The sequence below is a fragment of the Leisingera sp. ABM4_060 genome (assembly GCF_056158765.1).
On sequence record NZ_JBSWTX010000001.1, the window covers coordinates 1,413,997 to 1,436,096 of the forward strand.

A 22,100-nucleotide genomic window follows, 5' to 3' on the forward strand; every position below is an offset into this window, starting at 1 on the left:
GGGGTCAGTCCAGCCGGAAGAAGACGGCCTTGAGATAGCCGCTTTCGGCGAGTTGCGGCAGCTGCGGGTGGTCGGGGCCGGCGTACCCGGTGTGGATCAGGGCGCCGCGGCGGCCGGATTTGCCGATGCCGCGGGCCGAGGCGTTGCGGAACCTGGCCAGGTCTGCGGCGTGCGAGCAGGAGCAGAGGCCCAGGTAGCCGCCGGGTTTGACCAGCGGCGCGGCCAGTTTGGCAACGCGTTCATAGGCGCGCAAGCCGGCCTCCAGCGCCTGTTTCGAGGGGGCAAAGGCGGGCGGATCGCAGATCACCACGTCAAAGCTTTCGCCTTCTTCCTTGAGGGCTGCCAGAACGTCGAAGGCGTCGCCCTGGCGGGCGGTGAATTTGTCATTGAAGCCGCTGGCCTCAGCACCCTGGGCGGCCAGTTCCAGCGCCGCGGCGGAGCCGTCAACGCAGGTGGCCTGCCCTGCCCCGCCTGCCAGCATCGCCAGGCCAAAGCCGCCGACGTGAGAGAAGACATCCAGCACTTTGGCGCCGGGTGCGGTGAGGCGGGCAGCAAAGGCGTGGTTCTCGCGCTGATCGAAAAACAGGCCGGTTTTCTGGCCGCCGGTGAGGTCGGCCATGTAGGTGGCGCCGTTCATCAGCACCGGCACCGGAGCCGCTGGGGCTTCGCCCAGGAGAGTCTGGTTCTGATCATCCAGGCCTTCCAGGGAGCGGGTGCGGCCGGAGGCGTTTTTCAGGATCACCTCCGCGCCGGTCACCTCTGCCAGGGCGGCGGTGAGCGCATCCAGATGCGCCTCGGCCCAGGCGGCATTGGGCTGCACAACGCAAGTGCCCCCGAAGCGATCGATCACCACGCCGGGCAGGCCATCGGATTCCGCATGAACCAGCCGGTAGAACGGCGCGTCATAGAGCCGCTCGCGCATTTCCAGCGCGCGCGACAGGCGGGCGGCGAACCAGGCCTGGCTGATCTGCGCCTCCGGGTCGCGGTCCAGCATCCGGGCGATGATCTTGCTTTCGGGATTGACCGACACCAGCCCCAGGGGCCGTTGCGCCTCATCCTCCAGCACCGCTAGGGTGCCAGGCGCCAGCTTGCGGGTGCGGCGGTCGGTGACCAGTTCGTTGGCGTAGACCCAGGGAAACCCGTGCCGGATGGCGCGGGCGTTGGATTTGGGCTTCATTTTCACGCGGGGGCGCTGCGGCGCATCGGGGGAGGCTGTCATGGCCCCCTCTTATCCTTAAGCCCGCAACAGGAAAAGGGGCCGCCTGGCCCCTCTTTGCAAGAAGTTTTCCGCCGGCTGCCGGTTTACTGGAAGGCCTGCAGCAGGCCCAGGCGGGCGTTCTGATAGCTGCCGGGCCTGGTCAGCTCCTGGCGGATCACATTGGCCAGATGGCCGGTGATGCGCACCTTCTGGGTCTGGCCGCGGGTCATCGCCTCAAGCGCGCGGGCGCCGCCAAAGGCTTTGAGGTCGGCCTCGACCACTTTCTCGGGACGCAGCAAGGTGCCGGTGGCCGGATCGGTCAGGCGCATCTTGAAGGTGATCGCGTGGATGCCGCCGGTGGTGTAACGGGCCTTTTGGGTCAGCGCGTGGAAGCGCTGCACCTCAACGTTCAGATGGGCGGTGATCGGGCCCTCAAGACCGGCGCTGCCTGCCTCCATCGCGCGCTGCACAATCGCCTGCACCTGGACGTAACGGTCGCCGAACGGGTCTTCGCGCCAGACAATGTCGCCCTTGGGCAGATAGCTGTTGGCTTCGGAAACGGTCAGGGTGCGGGGCACTTCAACCGTGACACTGCTCACCCGCAGGGCTGGCAGCGGGTCGATCTGCGGCAGGGTTTCATAGCCCTCGGGCACTTGCACGGCTGCATCGGGTGTCGCTTCGAACGGCAGGTTGCGCGAGGGCACATCAACCGAGGCACAGGCGGACACCATCAGGCCAAGGGAGACAAACGCGAGGCTGCGGAAGATGTTCATGGGGCTTCTCCTTACCATTCTTCAGCCGCTGCCGGGTGAGGGTCCGGTGGCGGGGACAAGGGCAAGGTGCCGCCCAATCGGGGCGGAATTGGGACAATTTGCGTCCAATTTAGCGAAAAATTAACGAATGTTTATGACCGGGTAACTTTTGCCCCGGCCATATCCGGCAACACCGCTTACCGGTCGCGCGAGCGCCAGCCGCCGCGGCGGCGCGGTTTTTCGGCGCCTTCCAGCCCGTCGCGCAGCACCGCGGTCATCGGATGCTCCGGCTGGCCGTTGCCGTACATCTCCAAGAGCGCCTGGATGTCCGCGCGGCTGTCGCGGGCCGCGTCCATGCCCAATGCCCAGTCAAAGAAGATGCTGCGGCATTGCGCATCGGTGATGCCGTCGATCCGGTAGGATTCGTAGATCAGACCGCGCGGGTCCTGTTCAGTGCTGCCCTTCATCCGCCTCATCCCTTTCCAAGGCCCCTGCAATGATCGCGGCGCAGCGCGTGTAGCGGGCTTGCAGTTCCTGCTCCAGCGCGTCCAGCCGGGCGTATCCGGTGGTGCGGCAGAGGAACTGCGCCCCGCCCTCCCCGATCCTGTCCGCCTCGATGGCCTTGCCGGAGAGCAGCCGCGCTGCGCTTTGCACGGACCAGAATAAGCGGTAACTGCCCTGCAGGTATTCTGCGTCAGCGTCACTCAGCCATCCGGCAGCGACAGCGCCGCGCAGGCCTGCGGCCACATCGCGGGCCACCGAGCCGGAGGTCAGCGCACCGGCTTGCGAGGTCAGCTCGATGTCCATCATCCGGCCGGGCCCGTTCTTGGCATCCCAGACGCCGGAGGGCGCCTTGGCCGCCGACAGCCGCGCCCGCATCTCCGAAACCTCCGCCAGCACCTTGGTGCGTTCGCGCGGCTGGCGCAGGAAGCTGGCGCGGAAGTCTTCGATCTCGGCCGCCAGAGAGGCCTCGCCGGCAACCACCCGGGCGCGGGTCAGTGCCAGATGCTCCCAGACCCAGGCCTCGTTCTGCTGGTACCGGGTGAAGCCCGTGAGGCTGACCGCCACCGGGCCCTGAGTGCCGGAGGGGCGCAGGCGCATGTCGACCTCGTAGAGCCGCCCCTGCGCCATCGGCGCCGACAAGGCAGTGACAAAGGCCTGGGTGAGGCGCGCGAAATAGGGCCGCGTGGCCAGCGGCCGTTTGCCGTCGGACATCTCCGCGTCACCGGGATCGTAGATGACGATCACATCCAGGTCGGATTGCGAATTGATCTGCCCGGCCCCAAGCGAGCCCATCGCCAGCACCGCCGCGCCGCGGCCCGGCGGGGGCCCGTGCTTGCGGGCAAACTGCGCCACCACCTCTGGCGAGAGGCAGGCGATCACCACTTCGGCCAGTTCGGCGTACTGCGCCCCGGCCTGATGCCCGTCGGTCAGGCCGCGCAGGTGGTGCACCCCGATACGGAAGTGCCATTCCTTGCACCAGCGGCGGGCAGCGTCGAGCCTGGCCTCATAGTCGCTTTCCTGCGCCAGCCGGTGTTTCAGATCGGCAAGCAGCCGGGCCCGGCTTGGCCAGTCGTCGAAGAAGGAGCCCCCGATTACCGCGTCGAACACCGCCGAGTTGCGCGACAGAAAGCTGGCCAGTTCCTGCGAGGTGCCGGCGATGTCGACCAGCAGGTCGATCAGATGCGGGTTGGCGCCGAACAGCGAGAACAGCTGCACGCCGCCCGGCAGTCCCGCCAGGAAACCGTCCAGCGCCACCAAGGTCTCGGCCGGCTTGGCGGTCTTGGCGACGCGCGCCAGAAGATCCGGCTTGAGGCGTTCGAAGATCCGCGCGCCGCGGCTTGAGCGCAGCGCCGGATAGGTTGGCCAGCGGGCAATGATGGCCCCGTCCAGCTCAGCCGTGTCGTCCGGCAGGGGCGCAGGCCCGCCGCCCGGGGCAAAGAAGCCTTCGGTCAGCGCATGCACATCTTCCAGGCGGGTCTCGATCTCCGCCAGCAATTGATCCGGGTCCCGGTCCATCAGGCAGGCCACCCGGGCGATGCCATCCTCGGACTTGGGCATCCGGTGGGTCTGGGCGTCATGCACCATCTGGATGCGGTGCTCGACCTCGCGGTGGGCGCGGTAATGGGCGCTGAGCTGCTCTGCCGCCTGTTGCGGCACCCAGCCTTTCTCTGCCAGCGCCGCCAGCCCCTCGACGGTGCCGCGCAGGCGCAGGCTCTCGTCGCGCCCGCCGGCAATCAGCTGCCGGGTCTGGGTAAAGAACTCGATCTCCCGGATGCCGCCGCGGCCCAGTTTCATGTCATGGCCGGGCACATGGATTGCGCCGCCGGTGCCCTTGTTCTCGCGGATGCGCAGGCGGATGTCATGGGCGTCCTGGATGGCGGCAAAATCCAGATGCCGCCGCCAGACAAAGGGGCGCAGGGTGTTCAGGAACCGCTCCCCTGCCGCGATGTCGCCGGCGCAGGGGCGTGCCTTGATATAGGCGGCCCGCTCCCAGGTGCGGCCCAGGCTTTCGTAGTAGCGCTCCGCCGCCTCCATCGCCAGGCAGACCGGCGTCACCGCCGGGTCCGGCCGCAGCCGCAGGTCGGTACGGAACACATAGCCGTCACCGGTGCGGTCGCTGAGCACCGCGCTCATGTTCTTGGTGGCGCGCACCATGCCCTGGCGCGCCTCATAGAAATCATCCGGGTCGAAGCGGGTTTCATCAAACAGGCAGATCAGGTCGATATCCGAACTGTAGTTCAGCTCATGCGCGCCCATCTTGCCCATCGCCAGGATGGTCAGGCCGCCTGCGGTCTCCACGTCATCCTCCGTCAGGCCCGGCAGCTTCTTGCGCCGGATCAGAGTGGCGATTTCCGCCTTGATGGCCACATCGGCACAGAGCGCCCCGAAGTCCGTCAGCGCGCCGGTCACCTGTTCCAGGCTCCAGCCGCCGGACAGATCGCAGAGCGCCGTCAGCAGCGCCACCTGCCGCTTGGCCTGGCGCAGCCCCGGTTTCAACTGCGCCCCTGCCAGCGCCCGGCAGCCGTCAAACACCAGTTCCAGCGCCGCCGCCGGATCCCGCAAGGCTTCCGGGAGCCAGACCGATTCACGCGCGGTCAATTCCTTGAGATAAGGGCTGGAGCCGCAAGCCCCTGCCACAAGATCTGCCAGATCGCCGGAAAGTTCCGGCACCAGGCCGCGTGCCTCGGCGCCAAGATCCGGGTCGAAGGGACGGGGAATGCGGGAAATTTTCAAGGCCGTGCTCATGCCCTGACACTGTTCCGCCGGCCCCGGCGCGTCAATGGCTCAATTGCGCGCAAGCTTGACCTAGGGTCAGGAATACCTGCCTGTCTTTTACCAACCGTTCAAATTAGTGTTAACGGTACGGTTATGCTCCGTCTCCGGAGTTGTATTAAGAGTGAGTAAAGAGTGTTTTGGTCACCGGGGCCGGTAATCCGCACCACCTGTTTTGGTGTGATTTTTGCCGTTTCAGGAATTGGCTCACGAATTTTCAGCACCTGCCTATAGCCAGGGACCGGGCATAACCGCGCTTTCCCAAGCTGAGCCGCACAAACAGGAACAGCCGCCTGTTTGGACACGGCGGGCGCACCGCTCGAGCACTTGGAACTGGCTTCGTACTTGCATAATGCAGGCACGGCGGCAGGAGAGGCTCAAAAGTTTCCCTGTGCTGCTTCGACAGGATCCGCTTATCCAGCGTCAGGTCAGAAACCGTTTTCCTGAAGCGTCCGTTCTCCTTCTGGAGCAGTTCGAGCTCCCTAACAGGCCGCTGAATTAGTCAGGCCAGTGGGACGCTGTTCTCCGTGGTGGAATGAGTTCTCTCATCGGTCTTCCGGATTGGGTGGCTGGAAGCAGGCCTGCGTCCCCCCCTCCAGCCTCATTCCGCCAGCAACCGGGGCAGCCGGGCGAGATTTCCGGCTGCGAGCGTCAGGATGAAGCGCGACTGCACCCGTTCGGCGCCGCGATAGACGGTCTGGGACATGCCGCCAACGGTCTTGGCCCAGCCAAACGCCTCCTCGATCCGTTTGCGGTGCTTCTGGGACAGGGCATAGCCTTTGTGCCGGGTTGTGCGACCGTCGATTGCTGAATGCCGCGCCTTCCTGGCGACGTGCGGGGTGACGCAGGCCTGGCGGAGATCTGCGACGAATTCGGCCGCATCGTATCCCTTGTCGGCTCCCAAGGTCAGCCGCCGGGTCGATCCGGGGGAGTGGCGGTGCAGCATGTCCAGCGCAGCCTTTCGCTCGGCGCGGCCGTCAGCGTGGGTTAGGTCGCCTTGCACAACCAGCCCGTGCCGGTTCTCCATCAGCGCATGCCCCATGAAGCACAGCACCGCACCTGTGCCAGGGGATTTCTTATAGAGCCGTGCGTCCGGGTCGGTGACCGAGGCATGGGTCGCATTCGAACGCTTCTCGCCCTTGAAGTTGACCTCGGGATTTCGGGTGCGGCGGCTGTAGCGGGGCATTGGAGCGGTCTCGGGTTCGGTCTGGGCGGGTTGTGCGGCAGGGGCAATGGATGTCGCGGGCGGGTCATCCGGCCTATCATCGCCGGGCGGCGTGCCCGCCGACTTCGGCTGGAAACTCTTCATCGATGCCCAGGCCTTTATGAGCGTGCCATCGACCGAGAAGTGGTCGTCCGACAGGAGCGGCGCGACCTCGCGATGCGCCAGGATAGCCGCCATCACCTTGCGCGACATGTCGGCCGTCAGCAGCCGGTCGCGGTTCTTGGTGAACACCGTCGGCACCCATACCGGATCGTCGATCCCGAGGCCCACGAACCAGCGGAACAGCAGATTATACTGCATCTGTTCCATCAACTGCCGCTCGGAGCGGATTGAGAACAGGATCTGCAGCAGGCTGGCCCGGATCAGCCGTTCCGGCGGGATCGAGGGGCGGCCGAAATCGGTGTAGACCGCCTCGAAATCGGCATCCAGACTGGCCAGCGCGTCGTTGACCACCTGCCTGATCTTGCGGAGAGGGTGCCGTGCTGGGATGCGCTCTTCCAGATCGACATAGCTGAAAAGCGATCCGCTCGCTTCGTCCGTCCCGCGCATCACCAACCCCCGCCGAAATTGTGCTGAGGGTGAATCATGTTCCTCAGGCCGCGTCGAGAGCCGACTTCTTCAGCAGCCTGCTAAACCACGTTGCTCATCCAAGAACTGAGGGCTTGATCAAAAACTATGTTTCGGATCATCCGGAACTTTCGACTGAAGAGATAGATTACGCGATCGCTTGTGCGAATGGTGAGGCTCTTTAGCCAATTCAGAAGGCTGTTTTGTACGCTTTGCACCATTCACTACATGCCGCGCATGCGAAGGCCTCCACTTGGCCGACGGCAGCTGTGGGCTCATGTCGACCGTTCGCTGATGCGACCTCGAACGTCCGCTTCTCCGTTGACCTCTGCGGGCCGGGCATCCATCAGATCCCCGGCTCGCCGCCGCGCCTCCCCACCCCAGAACAGTACGGCAACTCTCGTTCTTTTGTGGGCCCAGTCACGATCGCAGACATTGCGACATTTCGGAAAATTGGGTTCATTTACAGAGAAACCACAACGATCTGGATCGACCTGACAGATCCGGCAGATCAGGAGTCGCTCTAGCTATGTTTGGTCTTTTGAGGAAACGGCTCCGCAGCCTTGTGAATGGGGCGCAAGAGCCCATGCAGGTGTCGACCGACACATATGAAATCAAAGCGCCGCTGTGGTTCGCAGAGTGTTTCTTCCTGGTCCAGGGCCTGAGCGTTGGAGACCGATCCGCGATGATTGGCGCGCTAGAAAGCGCCCGCGCAGGCGAAACTGCAGGACTGATGACATCCAAAGGAACAGTTACACATGAGCTTTATGGCCGCCTGACTCGGTTCGGTTATTTGGATCGTGTGGAAGTTGATCTGCACGGAACCATGGCGCAGTGGCAACTGCGGAACGCGCAGCAGCTCCACTTTTTGGGTTTTGTTGCAGCAAGCTTGGTCGATAGCCTGACCCCAAAAGACCTGGTGCGAACGTCCAAAGGAATTGCTGCGAACCGAAAGAGCTTCGACAAGATGCCAAGCAAACTCCTACACATGATGCGGTCCACCTCTTTGCGTCCCAACTGGCCGATTGCCGATGCTTCGATCAAGGCGAGAGAGTTCAGAGCCATGGAAACGCTCAAACTGATAAAGGCGAGTGGGGGGACATGGCAGTCGACGGAGTTGGGGACGATGACTTTGCCGTATCTGTTTGACCATCTGCTAACTGAGAAACGCCTATGGCTAGAGGAGCGGAATTGATGAGCGTAGATGCTGTAGGAACAGTCCGCCGTGGACGCGGCGCTCGCAAAGCTGCGCGCCAGACCCGTGACATAAAATGCAGCCCGCGCTCAAGCCGTCGCTGACTGAGCCGATTGTGGATATGCACGGACTCTCGGAACGCTTCCTGTAAACTGCCCAAGTGGGGGTGAAGGAAGTTTTCATGACGAACGAAGAAGAATACAGCCAACGCAAACTGAGAGTGTTTCAGGGCAACAAAAAAGAGCGTCACGCCTTGTGCGCAACGCTATCAGCTTATCGCCGACCTTTATCGCGACGGATATGATCCTGTGATCAAGGTCCGCTTTAGCTTCTTCACAATAATTTTTTTCGCATGCGAAGAATGACCGGAATCCGACCGCCCTTCAGACAGCACGCATCTCAGGATGTGCCAAGATCATATCTGCTTTGGGCTGTGACCGACGTTCTGCGCAAGCGAAGGGCCGCACCAAGGACAACGACCGCTGAGGGCTCATATGTAAAACAGAATTGCTCGCGGCTAAGCAGCTTAGGCGCATTGCCAACGCCTAAGCAGTGCCCGCGTATAACAGGAGAAATCTAACCTGCCAGGCGCAATCCAACATCCATGCTGTTAAATTCAGCCTGGGACTGGACTGGTGATGCGCGAACTTTGAAGGTTGTGGCCAGGTCCGCCAGAGCGCGGGCGTCTTGCTGCATGGTGCGGGTTGCTGCGGTGGTTTCCTCCACCATTGCGGCATTCTGCTGGGTGACGCTGTCCAAATGCGAAACACCAGTGTTGATTTCTGTAAGCCCGGTAAACTGCTCTTCTGCAGACGAAGACACTTCCGAGGTCAGTTCGGAAAACCGACGATGGGAAAGCATTTCGCACGCTGAACACTCTGGACGAGTTCAGCCTTGAATGCCTGACGATCCGGGTGAAACGGAAACTCAACTCGACCGACGTGATGGATGCCCTAACGGACTTGTTCATCCTCCGCGGGCCGCCGGCATTCGTTCGAAGCGACAATGGGCCGGAGTTTGTTGCCAATGACGTGCGGGCCTGGATTGAGGCTGTCGGGAGACCGCCTTCATCGAACCCGGAAGCCCTTGGGAGAACGGATACGTTGAAAGCTTCAACGCCCGGATGCGGGACGAACTGCTCAATCGCGAGATATTCTATTCGGTGAGGGAGGCGCAGATCATCATCGAAAGCTGGAGAAAACACTACAACACAAAACGACCCCACAGTGCATTGGGCTACAGGCCCCCGGCTCCAGAAACCATCATTCCGATGGAGCCGAGGCCAATCATGCACTAACAATCAAACCGGACCAGTCAGATTAGGCTAGACCACGACCCCAACAAGGTCATGGTCATGGCCGCCTTTGGCGAGATGGTCGATAACTGGGGCATCCCGAAGCGCTGCCTTTTCGACAACGGCCATGAGTTTGCCAACAAATGGATGACGGCCGGCGCCCCTACCCGATTCCGGTTCAAAATCCGGGAGGACGATCCAATTGGGGTGCTGCCCCAGTTGGGCATCAAGATGCACTGGGCAACCCCTGCACATGGCCAGGCCAAACCAATTGAACGGGCCTTCCGGGACATTGCCAGCGACATTGCCAAGGACCCTCGTTTTACCGGTGCATATGTCGGCAACCGCCCAACCGCCAAGCCGGAAAACTACGGCAGCCGCGCGGTAAACCTGGCGGAGTTCCTGGAAGTCCTGAAGGAAGGCATTGAAGAACACAACGCCCGTACCGGGCGCCGTTCGGACACCGCCAAGGGTCGCTCCTTTGATGAGACCTTTGCGGACAGCTTTGCCACGGCCAATGTCCTGAAGGCGACCGAGGAGCAGCGCAATCTCTGGCTGATGGGCCAGGAAACCGGCAAGCTGCACAAAGCACAATGGCAGCCTGAAATTCCACGGCAACGTCTATCACTGCGACTGGATGAGCCAGGAGGCAGACCGCAAGATCGTACTGCGCTTTGACCCGGAAGACCTGCACAGCGGCGTTCATATCTACAGCCCGGAAGGCAGCTATCTGGGCTTTGCCGAATGCCAGCAGAAAATCGGCTTCTTTGACCTGGAGGGCGCGCGGGCGACCGCCAAGCGCAAGCGCCAGATCCTCAAAGCCGAGAAGAAGCTGGCCGAGCTGCACGCCCCGTTCTCACCGGAACAGCTTGCAGACGATCTGAACAAGCACCGCGAAGAAACCACGGCGCTGATCGAAGCCAAGGTGGTGAAGCCGGTGTTTCCCAAGAACCCCAGGGTTTCATCCTTCAAGCAGCACTCGGACCCCAGCGCCGAAGCGGCCCAGGACGCCCTTATCCTGCAGATGGGCGCCAAGCGCAATAAAGCCGCACCGTCGCCGAAACAGGAGGATTTCAAGGTGGCAGGCACACCGGAAGAACGGTTCAGCCAGGCGCAGGATATCGAGCGCCGCCTGCAAGCCGGCGGTCCCATTGGGGAGCGCGAAGCAGCCTGGCTGGAAGCCTACCAGAGCCATTCGGAATACGAGGCGATGGCGGCAATGAAACAGGTATTCGGCGGCGATAACGCCGGGTGAATTCAAAAGGAAAGCCACCTGGATGGACCCCAAGGCGACGGCGCTGATTGACTAGGAGCGAGCATGACACAGACATTGGAGATCGGCAACAGCGTGCAGCCGCTGACCAACGTTGCGAGAATGGCGGCAATGGTGACAGAGCTGCAGAACCGGGTTTTCGGTATGCCCGGCCTCGGGGTGTTCTACGGCTACCCCGGTTACGGAAAGACGTTCGGTGCCATTTTCTGCGCCTCTGCCTTTGACGTCATCCATATTTCCATCCAGGGCGACTGGACCAAGAAGACCTTTCTGGAACGGCTGCTGCTGGAACTCGGCATCTCGCCCAAGCGGGTTGTTCCGGACATGGTTCTGCAGGCCTGTGAAGGGCTAGCCCAGGATGGCCGCACGCTGATTGTCGATGAAGCCGACTATACCTTCCGGCGCGGCATTATCGAACTGATCCGGGACTTGCACGATGGATCGGACACACCGGTTGTCATGATCGGCATGGAAGAGTTTCCGCATAAGCTCAAGAAGTTCGAGCTGATCGACAGCCGGGTCATGCTGAGGGCGGCGGCCCAGCCGGCCACCCTCAAGGATGCCCAATTGCTTGCTGGCGTTTATGCCGAGGGCATCGAAATTGCGAATGACCTGCTGAATTCCATCCTGGAACGCAACACCGGCAATGTGCGGCGCATGGTGACAGACCTTGCCCAGGTCAAAAGCGAGGCGGGCAAGCTTGGCCTTAAAACCATGTCCAAATCGGACTGGGGCGACATGGAATTCCGCCGCAAAGATGCGCCTCGTCCGCGTGCGGGGCTGCTGAAATGATCCAGGCCACCACCCGCAACGCCGCCGAAAAAGAGATCCTGGAGTTCATCCAGACCCGGTTGCGGTTCACCCACTACGAAGTCGCCACCCATTGCGAGGCCAGCGATTGGGCGCGGGAGAACTTCCTGCGCGCCCTGCAGCGCCAGGGCGTGGTCACAGAATGCGGCCGCGATGGCTGCACCCGGTTCTATACCGTTTGGGGCGTTGATGAGGCCAAAGAAATCATTGCCGCGGCCAACGGGCGCGAGCTGGACACGGCCTGGTCACTGCAGCGCCTGGACCAACTGCTGGGCAAGATGCGCGAGACCGGCGCCGAGATTGAAATCCCGACGCCGGAACCGCGCAGCCCGGAAGAGCGGCAGATCTGGAAATACATCTCCGAGCGGCCCTATTTCACCTCGGCAGATGTGGCCGCTAACTGTGCCGCGGAAGCGATCCGGACGCGGTTTCTTAACCGCCTGAAGCAAACCGGCGTGATACGGGTTTGGGGCCGCAGCCAGGGCAAGACATTCCTGACCGTGAAGACGCCCGAAGAAGCCCGGCAGGATGCCAAATGCAAGCGCGGCACCAAGGAAGGTACCATCTGGTCCGCGATACGCCAGCAGCGCTGGTTCCGGCCCATTGATCTGTACGCCGCGCTGTCACCGGCCCGTCCTGATATCTCCCAGGAGTACATTCTGAAGTATTGCAGGACCCTGCGCCTGGCAGGCTACCTCCGCATTGCCGCCCGCACCCGCGTTCTGAAGGCTGAAAGCTCTTTGCTCCTGATTAAGAACACCGGCCCGCTGCCGCTCCAAAAGCGGACCATAACGGTCGTTATCGACAACAATTCCGGCAAGATCGTCTACGCACCAGAAGCGTTCTGAAATTCTGCGCGCCTTCAGGAAAAGGGAAAAGATACTAATCTCCCAGGCAACGGAGCTTTCGAAGTTATTGCGGCACTTGCTGTTTTAGGATTGGTTTACTTGATGTACCGAGAAGCAAGGTGTGGACGCCAAGACAACAACTAAATCAGAGGGGGCGATTCCCACTCCCACTTCTCTTCATAGTACTTTTTCAATTTCAGCTTTTCCCAGTTTTCTGAAACGGACCGGGAAGCTCCCATGACCATACACGTCATTTACCCTGATTGCCTTAGCGGCCACTCCGCCCCGGTATCCCACCCGGCCGCCCTGTCTAGTTCCATCGGCCGGACCAAGGGCCGCCGAACCAACTGCGGCAAACGGGACGAGTTCACCGGGGTATTGTCGTACTCGCCAGATGTGAACCCCTTGGACGGGGCGGCTTCCGACAGGCGCGTCGAAACACCTCCGGAAGCGTTCAAACCGTAAAACACCCTTCAAACACCCTTTAAAGACCTTTGCCGCCCGGCGATTTTAAACGGTTTGCGCGGCGGAACTCGGAAATTTGCAACGGGAAATGTCCCGCACAGCAATCCGAAGTGTCCCGAACACTGCGCCCAGAGAGTTTCTCCAGGAGCTGAAACACTCCCGGAAACCTTTGAAAATCAGGCAAAATTCAAAAATGAGTTGCTGCAACGGGAAGTGTCCCGCACTGAAACGGGAAGTGTCCCGCTACACCCGCTACAACCCGTGTTAGGGGACACTTGATACTGCAGTAACCGGAAGACACCGGATGAAGCCGGAAGAACCCGGATGGGGCCATATTAAAAAGGGCTTTCAGGAAGGTTTAAGGCTGAGGAAAGGCCCGGAGCGTTTGTCCTTCAGTACCCGGTAAAATGGCCAAAATGGCGCCTGAAGGCAAATCTGGGACACTTCCCGTTGCAAACTCTCAAACACCCATGAAAGGCCCGTAAAACAGGGTTTTAACGCAGGAGCACGGCGGGCGGGCTCCTGAAATCGCATTCCCGAACTTGGAACTAGCCTCAAAAATTTGCCGACACTTCCAAGAACGGGATTTAGTTAGCAAAAACATAAGATTATGCACAATCATTGGCAAGAAATGGCGTTTCAAACTTGGAACGGATTTGGAGCCATTCGCGACCGCTACTGTACACCGCCCCGTAAGCTATCCACTATTGCCAACCCTACACGCTTCGCTAAATTGCAATCAACCGAGTCGAAACTACCCTGCCGGGTGACACACGCCTGAACTTTGGAGAGCATCAATGGCTGATAGCGCCGATTCCGACACCCAGATTGCAATGCAGGTGATTGACGAAGGTACCGCTCCGACCACCTACATCGACGGCATTCACGGAATAAGTATCCAAGACGGCTGTGTCGTATGCAACTTGACCAGAACAGTTGTGCCAGCCACCACCGCCGGAGCCGGAGCCCCTAAAATCTACATTGAAACGGTCGAACGGCTGGTGATGCCTTTCGCTGCCTTTGAACGAATTACAGATTTTTTCAGCAGAAACTTGTCACAATTCAAGTCAATAACTCCGGGCGCGCAAGAAGGCTCGACACCAGAGGCTCCTATTGAGCCGCAGGCCGGGTCCAGCAATAATGAGTAAATTCGACCCGTCAGGAAGTGGCGGCGCAGAAGTGCTCGCCCTATTTAATGATGAAGATGAACCCGAAACCGTGCGTTATGCGTCCAGCGTCGGTACCGAAGGAGGAAGGAAGCCTACCGTGAATACCGATGCGAAAGACTACGTGGACGCTAAGATCGAAAGCGTAAAAGCTCAAAACGATGCTAGTTTCACAAAGGTACTCGCTAGAATTGACGTGCTTCAAGCCAACATGAACGCACGACCAACGCCACCAAGCATTTGGCAAATAGCTGGCGTTGTTGCCACCGGTGTCGTGGCCATTTTTGGGATTGCAGCCTTCGCATATGATAGGTTCGACGGGGGGATTGCAGCATCAGCAATTGTTAACAATACAGTTTCCCGGATCGAAGAGACACAAGCCGTACGAGATCGCGAACAGGACAAGAGGTTAAACCTCATTCTGAACGCATTGGAAGGCTTGGACGCAAGAGTAAGGAACGGTAGCGAACAGCAGTAATTCGCTACTATTCAACTCTTTTCGGTAGCGCGGTTTCTTCTCGCGACCAGGCGCTGCTTCCCTCAACATTCAGACGCCCTGCCCCGCCACCGCTTTACGATGTCCTTGCAATAAAAAGCGCACTTATGTTCACCTTAGCGGCACCACAAGCGCCATTTTGGTCAGGGATACCTAAGTCAGCCGACAGGGCAGCGCAGCCGCGGATACCAACGACGCTCTCCCTGCGTTTGATCAGTAGCGGCAGTAGTTTTCATCCGCGCAGGTGTTGGCTAGTTTCGAGTAACAGACTCCCAAGTGATTTTAGGAATCAGGTTTGTCGTATCAAACAACCATTGCACAAAGGCTGGAACTCGACGTCCAAGCTGAGCTTTTGCGGATGGAAAACGAGTGGTTCTTCAAATGGCACCAGATCGGCCGGGATAACGCTGTCGAAATTGATAGCTTCCAAGGCCGCCCAATCTGCTTCGGAGGCATTTCCTACAGCGGAACAGCTGTCTGCGTGTACTGGGATACTATATCTCGTTATCGCAGACTAAAAGTCTCTGCATTCTTTGACGCTGTCGAGGGTCAGCTACCATCTAATCCAAGGGCCGTGAGAGAGAAAGCAATTCAGGAAGCCGCATCGATACTGATCATGTTCTCAGCTAGCATTCGGTTTAAGGCAATTGAAAAGGACCGTATCTTGCGCGGTGATGGGATAAATTTCCCGCCACAACACGATCGAGGAAAGTGGGCAGGCTCTGACAGCTGCGCCGTCGAAGCACGAGCCCAAAGTTTGTTAGATTCTTACTGCACGATTTGTCTGGAGAAGGGAGATATTTACGTGGTTGAACGAATGATGTCGGAAAAGCTCACGTTTGTTAAAAATGACGGATCAGGTCGGAAGGAGAATATCCCAGGGCTGATCACCGAAGGGCTTGCCATGACGTTTGACACTTCGCTCCCCATAGCCCCCGGGGACCGTTTCCTGCGCCCTCTTCAGTCCGGCCTTGATGAAGAGTTCATTGTGACCGACCCTGGTTACCAAGCAGGCATCCCTCCTCATATCAAACCTCACTATCAGGCTAAAATTCGGAGAAGCGACTCTCCTCCTCCTGCTCCGCATACAATCATCAACCACGTCAACGGCCCAAACGCACGTGTAAACATCAACTCCGAAGACTACTCCACTAACTACGCAGCGATGTCCCAGGCCAATACTGTCTTCAACGAATTGAGAAAAGCTGCAGAAGAAGCAGATCTAAAGACAGAAACGCTCAACGAACTGAAGGCTGCCATCCAAAGGATGGAAGATACACAGGGGGCTGAAGGGTTTATTCAGGAGTATCAAACCTTCATGGCTTCCGCGGCAAATCATATGACAGTCTTTGCTCCATTCCTCCCTGCCTTGACTGCTTTATTAGCCTGAAGCTCAGCCAGGGAAGCACAGCAGCAATGAGCGAAGGACGCAATGATCTAGGATCAGATTGTTGGTGCAGGCTGATCCCGTTCAAAGCCCCATAAGCGCCATTATGTTCAATGAACTAGTTGCTCTGGCGACGGTTCGACTACGGCCATTTCTACCTTTGCCTCGAAGTCCCAACGAAGAACACATATCCGCCCATCTCGCTGCTCGGCGACTGGCCCGAACCTGTCCACCACAAAGCCGGCTCTCCGGAACACGCGCAGAAACACAGGGTTCATAAGTCCAAGCATTGTCTTGCCGCCATTGCTCAGAACGTGCTCCCTGGCAGCCTTGATCAGAGAGATCAGGACTGCATTTCTGTCATTTGGCTCCACCGACGAACTGATTGCCAAACGCGAAGCCTCCCAGACGTCTCTTGCCGCAATCTCTTCCTGCATAATTTCAGAGGGCAGGTTCGGAATATTGCCTCTATGGGCATCCAGGATCATGTAGGTGGTACCACTATGTTCACTGTCAGTTCTCAGCAACCGGATGCAGCCAACGAGGCTACCACTTGCAACTGCAGCTATGTGGACTGAGGCGGGTATGTCGTATTGATCGAACTCACATCCATAGCTTTCGTGCAAGTTCCAACCCATTGAAGAGATGAATACATCTCTGCGCAACTGTAGGCAGGCGGTGTAAAGGTCCACCCTGCTTTCTTGATTGGTCAGGTCAACGAGGTGTGTGGATATCATCCGCATTATCCAGAATACATAACGGATTATGATTTTACCTCAAAGGAATCTTCAGATCAAAGGAATGATTCCGCTCCACTTCCTTAGGGAGTACAGCGACAGGGCCGCCCTGAACTGCCCCACGCCGAGCTTGCTGCAAACAGCTTTCTTGCGTTGAGCCACTGCCGAAACAGACACGCCGAGTTCGCTAGCAATCTGCTTATCTAAAAGACCTTCCTCGCACATCTCCATGAAGTCCACTTGGGCATCTGACAACTCGTCCACCCTCTTCAGTAGGGCCGCTCGGTGCGCTGCCTGGCAAGCGCCGTGAAGGTCACGTGCCGATTGCTCACTCAAGTCATGGTTCACTCCACCAAACACCATTTTGCTGCCTCCCAGAACTGAAATCGAAATGAAATTGCTGTCCGCTCCAAAGGGGCGGGCTTCTTCATACAAGGGCGAAGCCATGTCTCTTGACGACAACAGCCGGACACCTGAGCGCCCACGGGATAGCCGATTGAATTCAAAGACTGGGTCGATCTTGTGGAACTCATTTTCGAAGTACTTTTGATGCCACACGTCCCCGAAGCTGGTTTCGGCTGAGGTCGGCACCTCGCCTGGCGCTAGCACGACATAGCCATATCCGGAAAATCTTTCTTGCATAAATTGCATCATTGTGAAAACTATCCTCTCAAGTGAGTATTTTCATAATCTAGCGTGATTTTTCATAACATGTCAACACCAACACAGGACCTGCGATGAGGTCTCCACGCGACGACATCCACAAAGCAATAGAGCGCCTCCCACAGGAGACGCTCTTGGACGCAATTCTGGTTGTGATTGAGCGCGCTAGTCTTTCAAGTGGTCCGAAAACCGAACCTCTAACTCCCGACGCAGTGAATCCAGGACTTCCTCTGGGAGATCTTCGATCAACTGGCGCAGAACTGCTCTCGGGTTGTTCAGAGGATCATCCGTGTCCAGATCTTCAGCGGCGGACAAACCAAGCGCGTTAACAACTTTCGAAATGGTTCTTTGGCTAAGTGTAGCAGTCGAGCCGCTGGTAAATTTCGACAGCGTGTTAGGTGACAAGCCAACCGAGTTTGCAACACTCGTTGGGTTTGTACCCTGTGCGGCCATCAATATGCGAATGTTTCGCCGCCGCCTATCCCAGTCCACACCATCCATACCCGGTCTCCATGTTGGTGGACAGGTTATCACGCTGACATGTGATTTTCTCAACCTGTATTTTTTTGCAGGTTATCATATTTTATGAAAGCATTCATAATTTAACGTTGCAAATCATAATCACTTATGATTTTCTAGCCTCATCATAATGTGAGGCAGCAATGATCAATACACCTCAACAGCACATTGTTCCGGTAATGCCCTCCCCACAGCAGTTTGCTCAGTGGGTGAAGGCGTCACTGGAGCGTCTCCCTACTCGCGCAAGCCATTACCTACTGGAAGAAGGAAAGCCGGGTTCAAAGAACCGGGTTTCAAACTTCCTCAAGAACCCGAACAACCTGAAGCTGGAACACGCCTATGAGCTTCAGCGGCAAATTTTGACTGATGCTGTTCGTTATGGGGTCAACCTCGATCCGATCCAGATCGAGCAGCTCTCCTCTATCCTTGGTTCGAAGTGATTGGAGCCCGCTGGATGCGTTTTCAGATACCCCATGCTTCAAGCCGCAAACAGCCTCACAACTACGGCCAGTCCCGCTCGCCTGCCCGCAGCGGCCTGGATCAACTTCCCGGCAGCCATGGGGATGCGCTGCCGGGGCCTTTTCTTCCCGCTTACCACTCGCCGGAACGGGTCCCAGCTTCGCCGCATTTCTCGGCTGGCTGGGGCCAGAAAGCGCGCGAATGGTGGCCCCGACTAGCCGACCTGGCGGGTGACGCAATTGGCTCGGCCTGTGCGTTCACCCTGCCTTTTCTGTTTCTGTTTGGAGCCTTCCTGAAATGAACCACCCAATTGTTTCCCTGCCCCTGACGCCAGCAGACCGCGTGCGCAAACTGCAGGTTTCAGCAGCGAATTATGCCGACCTGCGGGAACAGCTCATGACTGCTGTAGGGCGGCTCGCAGAAGCCCGCCGGCGCAGTTGGCCCACTGTCGGGCGCCGCGCTGAAGTGGTCGACGAACTGACCCGTTTGGAAGCTGAGGCCCAGGAAGAGATTGCCCTCCAGGTCAGAGGCCTTGCCGCCAATGGTTTCCTAGACAGCTTCGAAGAGTTCGCGGCGCTGGAAACCGCAGGCTGCCCCTGATGCCCGGCGCGCAGATCATAAGGGGCAACTTCAAGCCCCGCCTGCGCGCTGACGCCGTCGGCCATGCTGCATAGAACAGCAGGCCATCCCCCGAACACTCAAAATTTCAACAAGATGGAGCATCCCCAATGACCCCTCCAAATTCGCGAAAGCCTCAAATTCTCCCGGTTGCTGATATCCAAGTGGAAGAGCGTTTGCGACCGGCCAATCCCACCGCCGTCAATAGTATCGCAGCTTCAATTCTAGAAGACGGTGAAATTGAGAAGCCTTTGACCGTTCGCCGGGTGAAAGGTGGTTACCGACTGATTGACGGCCTGCACCGCCTGACCGCTGCTATCAAGGTCGGCCTGGAAGATGTGCCAGTGAAAGTCAGGGAGTGCACCAATGATGAGGCCCTGCGTTGGGAAGTCAGCCTAAACCTGGCCGCGGCGCCGATGACGCCACTGGATGCTGCTGTTTTCCTTGCGGCCCACAAGAGGCTGTATGAGTTGGATAACCCCGAAGCCAAGCGAGCTTTCAAGGCCAATCAAGCACGCCGTGGCGAATGTACGGACATTATGTCCGTACGATCATTTGCCGCCAGCGCCGCCGAAACTTTCGGCAAAGGCGAGCGCCACATCCGCCGTCTGATCAGCGTTGGCACGAACTTGTCCAAGGAAGAAATCGCCCTGCTCCGGCAAGCACCGAACAAGGTGCAATTCACGGATCTGGAACAGATCGCCAAGTGCGGCGAGGCAGATGACCGCAGCGCAATTTGCCAAGCCCTGGGCGACGGCCAGGCGAAGTCAGCCAAGGAGGTGCTTGACCGCAAGAAAGCCTCTGGTGCGGCCGTCAAATCCGGCCCGGATGCGCAAGCCGGCAAGATTGGAGATGCCTTCGCCCGCGCAAGCAAGGCCGCCCGACTGCAGTTTGTTCGCGTTCACCGTTCAGCCCTTGAGGAGCTTCTGGCCGAGGCGCAGGAGCAGGCAGCCCCTGGCGAAGTTGTACCGTTCTCCAGCAAACGGGAGGCCGCGCAGTGACCGAGGAACTGTCTCCCAAACAGGAATGGTGGTCGGCAGCTGACATTGCAGCCGCGAGCTTGCCGGGCCTGCCTGCCAGCGTTCGCGGCGTGAATGCCTACGCCGAGCGCGAAGGCTGGACAAAGAGCCCTGGCAACCTGAAACGCAAGCCCGGGCGCGGTGGCGGGCTCCTCTTCAAATGGTCGCTGCTGCCGCTTGAAGCCCGTTTAAAGCTGCTTGAAACGGACATTAAAGCTCCCGCCGAGCGCCCTGACCGGACAACCGCGTGGGTGACCTATGAAGGTTTGCCGGCGAAAGCCAAGTCCGAAGGCCAGCGGCGGCTGGACGCCCTGCACAAGGTCGAGTTGCTGAACCACAGCGGCACCACACAGGTTCATGCAGTGGAAATCGTGTCGGCAGATCTGAAGGTCAGCCCGCGGACAGTCTATAATTGGCTTTCCCTGGTCGAAGGTATCGCGGCGGCGGATCACCTTGCCTACCTGGCGCCACAGCCGCCCAAGAAGCGCACCAGGAAAGCAGACCGGGAGCAGTACAAGCCATTCATGGACTGGCTGAAGAGCGCTTTTCTGCAGTTCGAAGGCCCCACTTTTGCGCAATGTTACCGGGCTGCGAAGAAACAGGCCGACAGGAACGGCTGGCCCTTCCCGATCCAGAAGACGGCAAAGCGCTGGGTGGATGCTGAAGTCCCGCGCACCGTCCAGATTTTCCGCCGGGAAGGCCCGCGCGGGTTGATGCGCTGCTATCCTGCGCAGATCCGCGACCGCTCCTCCCTCTCGGCTATGGAGGCCGTGAACGCCGACTGCCACAAGATCGACGTCTTTGTGAAATGGCCCGACGGCACCATCAACCGGCCCCAGATCATCGCCTTTCAGGACCTTTTCTCCAACAAGATCCTGTCCTGGCGGGTGGACCACGACCCCAACAAGGTCATGGTCATGGCCGCCTTTGGCGAAATGGCCGACAAATGGGGCATCCCCAAACGCTGCCTGTTCGACAACGGCCATGAGTTTGCCAACAAATGGATGACGGCCGGCGCCCCTACCCGCTTCCGGTTCAAAATCCGGGAGGACGATCCAATTGGGGTGCTGCCACAGCTTGGCATCAAGATGCACTGGGCAACCCCGGCACATGGCCAGGCCAAACCGATTGAACGGGCCTTCCGGGACATTGCCAGCGACATTGCCAAGGACCCTCGCTTTGCTGGTGCCTATGTCGGCAACCGACCAACCGCCAAGCCGGAGAACTACGGCAGCCGCGCGGTAAATCTGGCGGAGTTCCTCGAAGTCCTGGAGGAAGGCATTGAAGAACACAACGCCCGCACCGGGCGCCGTTCGGACACCGCCAAAGGCCGCTCCTTTGATGAGACCTTTGCGGACAGCTATGCCACGGCCAATGTCCTGAAGGCGACCGAGGAGCAGCGCAATCTCTGGCTGATGGGCCAGGAAACGGGCAAGCTGCACAAGCACAACGGCAGCCTGAATTTCCAAGGCAACGTCTATCACTGCGACTGGATGAGCCAGGAAGCAGACCGCAAGATCGTGTTGCGCTTCGACCCGGAAGACCTGCACAGCGGCGTCCATATTTACAGCCCGGAAGGCAGCTACCTGGGATTTGCCGAATGCCAGCAGAAAATCGGCTTTTTTGACCTGGAGAGCGCGCGGGCTACCGCCAAGCGCAAGCGACAGATCCTCAAGGCCGAAAAGAAGCTGGCCGAACTGCACGCCCCGATTTCGCCAGAACAGCTTGCAGCCGATCTGAACAAGCACCGCGAAGAAACCACGGCGCTGATCGAAGACAAAGTGGTGAAGCCGGTGTTTCCCAAGAACCCCAGGGTTTCGTCCTTCAAGCAGCACTCGGACCCCAGCGCCGAGGCTGCCCAGGACGCCCTCATTCTGCAGATGGGCACCAAGCGCAAGAAAGCCGCACCGTCGTCAAAACAGGAGGATTTCAAGGTGGCTGCAACTCCGGAAGAACGGTTCAGCCAGGCGCAGGATATCGAGCGCCGCCAGCAAGCCGGTGCCCCCATTGGGGAGCGCGAGGCGGCTTGGCTGGAAGGCTACCAGAGCCACTCGGAATACGAGGCGATGGCGGCAATGAAACAGGCATTCGGCGGCGATAACGCCGGGTGAATTCAAAAGGAAAGCCGCCGCC

Annotated in this window: 21 protein-coding genes and 1 pseudogene; 13 read left to right on the plus strand and 9 right to left on the minus strand. The window is 59.2% G+C overall.

Annotation, left to right across the window (positions count from 1 at the left end; translation table 11 throughout):
- Positions 1-4: 4 nt before the first annotated feature.
- The 5 genes from ACXAEH_RS06975 to ACXAEH_RS06995 form a co-directional block, all read right to left on the minus strand.
- Positions 5-1,219 (minus strand): RSP_2647 family RNA methyltransferase, encoded by a 1,215-nt coding sequence (locus tag ACXAEH_RS06975; protein WP_475031736.1) that lies wholly within the window; start codon positions 1,217-1,219, stop codon positions 5-7.
- A gap of 83 nt (positions 1,220-1,302) precedes the next feature.
- Positions 1,303-1,971, minus strand: coding sequence for a DUF6778 family protein (locus tag ACXAEH_RS06980; protein ID WP_475031737.1), 669 nt, complete (start codon positions 1,969-1,971; stop codon positions 1,303-1,305).
- Between the two features lie 176 nt (positions 1,972-2,147).
- Entirely contained in the window at positions 2,148-2,417 is a 270-nt protein-coding gene (locus tag ACXAEH_RS06985) for a hypothetical protein (protein ID WP_475031738.1), read from the minus strand.
- Positions 2,401-5,199, minus strand: coding sequence for a [protein-PII] uridylyltransferase family protein (locus ACXAEH_RS06990; protein ID WP_475031739.1), 2,799 nt, complete (start codon positions 5,197-5,199; stop codon positions 2,401-2,403). Before ACXAEH_RS06990 ends, ACXAEH_RS06985 begins: the two co-directional genes overlap by 17 nt.
- A 628-nt stretch (positions 5,200-5,827) precedes the next feature.
- Positions 5,828-7,000 carry an IS5 family transposase gene (locus ACXAEH_RS06995; protein WP_475030626.1) on the minus strand — a complete coding sequence of 391 codons (1,173 nt, stop codon included), beginning with the start codon at positions 6,998-7,000 and terminating at the stop codon, positions 5,828-5,830.
- 547 nt (positions 7,001-7,547) lie between these two features.
- Here ACXAEH_RS06995 and ACXAEH_RS07000 point away from each other — a divergent pair.
- Positions 7,548-8,213, plus strand: coding sequence for a hypothetical protein (locus tag ACXAEH_RS07000; protein ID WP_475031740.1), 666 nt, complete (start codon positions 7,548-7,550; stop codon positions 8,211-8,213).
- Between the two features lie 576 nt (positions 8,214-8,789).
- On the opposite strand, the gene ACXAEH_RS07005 is transcribed toward ACXAEH_RS07000, so the two are convergent.
- A complete protein-coding gene (locus ACXAEH_RS07005) occupies positions 8,790-9,074 on the minus strand; it encodes a hypothetical protein (protein ID WP_475031741.1) in 285 nt (94 codons plus the stop codon).
- Between ACXAEH_RS07005 and ACXAEH_RS07010 the strand changes: the two are divergent.
- From ACXAEH_RS07010 to ACXAEH_RS07045, 8 genes and pseudogenes are all read left to right on the plus strand, one after another.
- Positions 9,053-9,510: pseudogene (locus ACXAEH_RS07010) on the plus strand (integrase core domain-containing protein); the annotation flags it as partial. The gene ACXAEH_RS07005 and the pseudogene ACXAEH_RS07010 overlap by 22 nt on opposite strands.
- Positions 9,511-9,531: 21 nt before the next feature.
- Positions 9,532-10,185 carry a transposase domain-containing protein gene (locus ACXAEH_RS07015; RefSeq protein WP_475035535.1) on the plus strand — a complete coding sequence of 218 codons (654 nt, stop codon included), beginning with the start codon at positions 9,532-9,534 and terminating at the stop codon, positions 10,183-10,185.
- Positions 10,145-10,762, plus strand: coding sequence for a hypothetical protein (locus ACXAEH_RS07020; protein WP_475031742.1), 618 nt, complete (start codon positions 10,145-10,147; stop codon positions 10,760-10,762). Before ACXAEH_RS07015 ends, ACXAEH_RS07020 begins: the two co-directional genes overlap by 41 nt.
- Before the next feature lie 63 nt (positions 10,763-10,825).
- The gene (locus ACXAEH_RS07025) at positions 10,826-11,572 is read left to right on the plus strand and encodes an AAA family ATPase (protein ID WP_475031743.1); all 747 of its coding nucleotides are present in this window, start codon (positions 10,826-10,828) and stop codon (positions 11,570-11,572) included.
- Entirely contained in the window at positions 11,569-12,438 is an 870-nt protein-coding gene (locus ACXAEH_RS07030) for a hypothetical protein (protein ID WP_475031744.1), read from the plus strand. Before ACXAEH_RS07025 ends, ACXAEH_RS07030 begins: the two co-directional genes overlap by 4 nt.
- 1,262 nt (positions 12,439-13,700) lie before the next feature.
- On the plus strand, positions 13,701-14,051 hold the full coding sequence (locus ACXAEH_RS07035) for a hypothetical protein (protein ID WP_475031745.1): 351 nt from the start codon (positions 13,701-13,703) through the stop codon (positions 14,049-14,051).
- Positions 14,044-14,547, plus strand: coding sequence for a hypothetical protein (locus ACXAEH_RS07040; protein WP_475031746.1), 504 nt, complete (start codon positions 14,044-14,046; stop codon positions 14,545-14,547). Before ACXAEH_RS07035 ends, ACXAEH_RS07040 begins: the two co-directional genes overlap by 8 nt.
- Before the next feature lie 313 nt (positions 14,548-14,860).
- Positions 14,861-15,955, plus strand: coding sequence for a hypothetical protein (locus ACXAEH_RS07045; protein ID WP_475031747.1), 1,095 nt, complete (start codon positions 14,861-14,863; stop codon positions 15,953-15,955).
- Positions 15,956-16,062: 107 nt separating this feature from the next.
- Here ACXAEH_RS07045 and ACXAEH_RS07050 read toward each other — a convergent pair whose 3' ends face one another.
- From ACXAEH_RS07050 to ACXAEH_RS07060, 3 genes are all read right to left on the minus strand, one after another.
- A complete protein-coding gene (locus ACXAEH_RS07050) occupies positions 16,063-16,695 on the minus strand; it encodes an acyl-homoserine-lactone synthase (protein WP_475031748.1) in 633 nt (210 codons plus the stop codon).
- A gap of 45 nt (positions 16,696-16,740) precedes the next feature.
- Entirely contained in the window at positions 16,741-17,343 is a 603-nt protein-coding gene (locus tag ACXAEH_RS07055) for a helix-turn-helix transcriptional regulator (protein WP_475031749.1), read from the minus strand.
- A gap of 174 nt (positions 17,344-17,517) precedes the next feature.
- The gene (locus ACXAEH_RS07060) at positions 17,518-17,853 is read right to left on the minus strand and encodes a helix-turn-helix domain-containing protein (RefSeq protein WP_475031750.1); all 336 of its coding nucleotides are present in this window, start codon (positions 17,851-17,853) and stop codon (positions 17,518-17,520) included.
- Between the two features lie 161 nt (positions 17,854-18,014).
- On the opposite strand from ACXAEH_RS07060, the gene ACXAEH_RS07065 reads away from it, so the two are divergent.
- The 4 genes from ACXAEH_RS07065 (at position 18,015) to ACXAEH_RS07080 (ending at position 22,078) form a co-directional block, all read left to right on the plus strand.
- Complete coding sequence (locus ACXAEH_RS07065) at positions 18,015-18,311, plus strand: hypothetical protein (protein WP_475031751.1); 297 nt, start codon at positions 18,015-18,017, stop codon at positions 18,309-18,311.
- Between the two features lie 361 nt (positions 18,312-18,672).
- Entirely contained in the window at positions 18,673-18,930 is a 258-nt protein-coding gene (locus ACXAEH_RS07070) for a hypothetical protein (RefSeq protein ID WP_475031752.1), read from the plus strand.
- A 128-nt stretch (positions 18,931-19,058) separates the two neighbouring features.
- Positions 19,059-19,949 (plus strand): ParB/RepB/Spo0J family partition protein, encoded by an 891-nt coding sequence (locus ACXAEH_RS07075; RefSeq protein WP_475031753.1) that lies wholly within the window; start codon positions 19,059-19,061, stop codon positions 19,947-19,949.
- A complete protein-coding gene (locus tag ACXAEH_RS07080) occupies positions 19,946-22,078 on the plus strand; it encodes a transposase domain-containing protein (protein ID WP_475031754.1) in 2,133 nt (710 codons plus the stop codon). The genes ACXAEH_RS07075 and ACXAEH_RS07080 overlap by 4 nt, the downstream gene beginning before the upstream one ends.
- Positions 22,079-22,100 lie beyond the last annotated feature (22 nt).